We start from the raw sequence: 2,467 nt of genomic DNA, 5'->3' as shown, positions 1-2,467 counted from the left end.
AGTAGGGCTCCAGACGCGCCATCTGCGCATCGCTCAGCCAGAAGAGATCAGACATATCACCGCTCTGTTTTCGCGCGGTGAATCATGCACTTCTGCTAAAATCAATGGGTCCTGAGCCTAAGCTGCGAGTGACCCGAGCGACGGCACAGCGGGACGGAGCCGACACGGTCGTCTACGCCGTCCCCGTCGCGCTCCGATCAATCCGATACAGGGCCAGCGTCTCGGCGTATCGCCAAAGATGTTCGCCGCGCTTGAGGGCCTCGACGTGATCGCAGGTCTGCTCACCCCGTAGCGCTATGACCGGACTGTCTGCCAACGGACGCATGTCGATCGGGCGATTGAACCACCTGCCGTGCTCACTCCGCGGGAACCTCGAGAGACGCTCTTTGACGCGCAGCCCCGCTGCGGTGACGGTCCGCTGCAGGCGGAAGCAGAGGCTCACAGGTGAGCCTGTCCATCTGATTGTCGCCACCACCACAAACGCACGCGCGGGGATATGCGCGATCAGGAAATTGACCGATGCATCCGAAAACGGCTCCGGGTCGCGCAGCGTGATCGCCAGCCATCGGTCTTCGGTTTCTGGCGGGAGAGAATGCTCTTGGATCACATTCAACCTGGTGCTCATCTTGAAGTGAATGCCGGATACTACCTCACTTGAGAGGGCATTTTAACGTCTTACTCACGCTCCCGCCTTTTGCCACAGCTCTCACGAGCGGGGGCAGCGCGGACGAAGTGTGCTTTCGCTGCGCGACGCAAGAAGGTCCGTGTTTTTCAAGCATTCGCTAGCGGGCAGCTTCCATAGGGAGGATCATGCCCCATTCGGTCATAAGCGGATCGCCGGTGACGCCGAATCCGACTTTCCGGTAAGCCGCGATCGCCCTAGTATTATCGGGATGTGGATCGACTGCGAGCACCGGAGCGCCGTCGGCGAATAACTCTGCCATACGTTGCGCGATGAAGGCCGGACCGTGACTCAGGCCAAGCATGGCCGGCTCGCCGATGAATTGGTCTAGCCCTCGTGAGCCAGGTGGTAGGTGAGCGAAGTGGTGCCCCTCCTGCGCATGGACGTCATAATCCTGCATAAGTGCAAAGGGGAAGCCACGGGCTTCCACGACGCGGATGACAACGTGGGGTTGGTCCAGCTTGTCGGCTGTGTAGACGCTTTCGACATCCCACCATTCAGACATGTGCGGCTTCTGGAGCCAGCCATTGAGCAGATCGAGGTCTTCGATGTTTGGCCGACGAAAACGGTAAATCGACATGGGCTTTCGCTACCTTTGCCGAACCAGCGGAGCGATTGGCTATAGCCGGTCGCATAGTTCCGAGCGATAGAACATACCATGCAGCGCGTCATGGTCATTGGACAGCCCGGTTCGGGGAAAAGCACCTTCGCGCGCGGCTTGGGTGCTGCGACGGGGCTGCCGGTCCACCACATGGATCACATCCACTGGATGAGCGGATGGCGCGAGCGTCCGCTCGCCGAGAAGCTGCGCATGGTGCGCGAGGTCGAAGCGAGGGACGCGTGGATACTAGAAGGTGGTCTGTCGGCCACCTACGACGAGCGGGCGGCACGAGCGGACACGATCGTCCACCTCGACGCACCCGTCCTGCCCCGCCTTTGGCGTGTGATCGGTCGCTCGATCGGCGATTGGGGCCAATCCCGTCGTGACCTGCCGGAGGGATGCCCTGAGCAGTTCGGCTGGCACCAGGTCGAGTTCTACCGCTGGATATGGCGTACCCGCCACTCATCACGCGAGAAGATGCTCGACCTGAAGCGACGGTTCGCAGCGGACAAGCGTATCGTCACGCTGCGCTCGTTCCGCGAACAAGATGCGTTCGTTAACGAAGTCCGGTCGGGCGTGTAGGTTCGGTTCTGGTGCGCCCTTTTTTAGGTGGCCAGGCGAAACGGTTTGGTCGTTGCAACAGCGTCTCTGTCGACTGTTGAAACGCCCTGACAGCAAGTCTGGGTCATAATGAACATCATGCTGCGACCGCGGAGCAGTTCGCCAGAGCCGCCATTCGTGCTCCGTGCAGCATCCGTCAAAGTGGGCTCGGAGCGGTCATTCGCCGCAGGTTGAACCACGAAGCCTAGAAGGTCCAATCTTCCTCTTCCATGAAACCTTCCAGCGACACGCACGGGATACGGAAGTGGCGGCAAATATTGGGAATCTTCGCGCCGTTGGGAGGCTCACCTTCAAGTGTCACGACAGTGCCACCGATGGCGTGGGCGCGCGCAATGATGAACGGGTCCGCATTGAGACCGCCCTTCAGGAGCTTTTTGCGTTCGATGATCTGGAGAAAATGCGGAACAGCGAAAATATGTACGACGAAAGCGGCTTCCGCTGCACTAGGGTCAGGATGCATTGATTGTTGCTGTTCGGCGTGATTCACGGCCCGAAAAACGGAGCGGTGACATGGACGACCTCTACTGGCTGAGCGACGAGCAGATGGCCAAGCTTTCCCCTTT

Annotated in this window: 4 protein-coding genes; 1 reads left to right on the top strand and 3 read right to left on the bottom strand. The window is 59.9% G+C overall.

From position 1 onward, the window contains the following. Positions 1–172: 172 nt before the first annotated feature. The gene (locus E2L08_RS16715) at positions 173–625 is read right to left on the bottom strand and encodes a hypothetical protein (protein ID WP_133398217.1); all 453 of its coding nucleotides are present in this window, start codon (positions 623–625) and stop codon (positions 173–175) included. 157 nt (positions 626–782) lie between these two features. Next, positions 783–1,262 carry a GNAT family N-acetyltransferase gene (locus E2L08_RS16710; RefSeq protein ID WP_133398216.1) on the bottom strand — a complete coding sequence of 160 codons (480 nt, stop codon included), beginning with the start codon at positions 1,260–1,262 and terminating at the stop codon, positions 783–785. Positions 1,263–1,340: 78 nt separating this feature from the next. Here E2L08_RS16710 and E2L08_RS16705 point away from each other — a divergent pair, with 78 nt between their 5' ends. After that, complete coding sequence (locus tag E2L08_RS16705) at positions 1,341–1,865, top strand: P-loop NTPase family protein (RefSeq protein ID WP_133398215.1); 525 nt, start codon at positions 1,341–1,343, stop codon at positions 1,863–1,865. A gap of 223 nt (positions 1,866–2,088) precedes the next feature. Here E2L08_RS16705 and E2L08_RS16700 read toward each other — a convergent pair. Continuing rightward, on the bottom strand, positions 2,089–2,467 hold a 379-nt coding region (locus tag E2L08_RS16700), incomplete at its 5' end, for a DUF4411 family protein (protein ID WP_133398214.1).

Source organism: Palleronia sediminis, assembly GCF_004358695.1.
In the GTDB taxonomy this organism is placed as follows: domain Bacteria; phylum Pseudomonadota; class Alphaproteobacteria; order Rhodobacterales; family Rhodobacteraceae; genus Palleronia; species Palleronia sediminis.
This window is presented reverse-complemented; position numbering and strand designations above follow the sequence as displayed.

Bases quoted from the DNA above. Each gene is read 5' to 3' on its own strand.
- E2L08_RS16710 (WP_133398216.1), bottom strand. From the start codon at position 1,262: ATGTCGATTTACCGTTTTCGTCGGCCAAACATCGAAGACCTCGATCTG.
- E2L08_RS16705 (WP_133398215.1), top strand. From the start codon at position 1,341: ATGCAGCGCGTCATGGTCATTGGACAGCCCGGTTCGGGGAAAAGCACC.
- E2L08_RS16715 (WP_133398217.1), bottom strand. From the start codon at position 625: ATGAGCACCAGGTTGAATGTGATCCAAGAGCATTCTCTCCCGCCAGAA.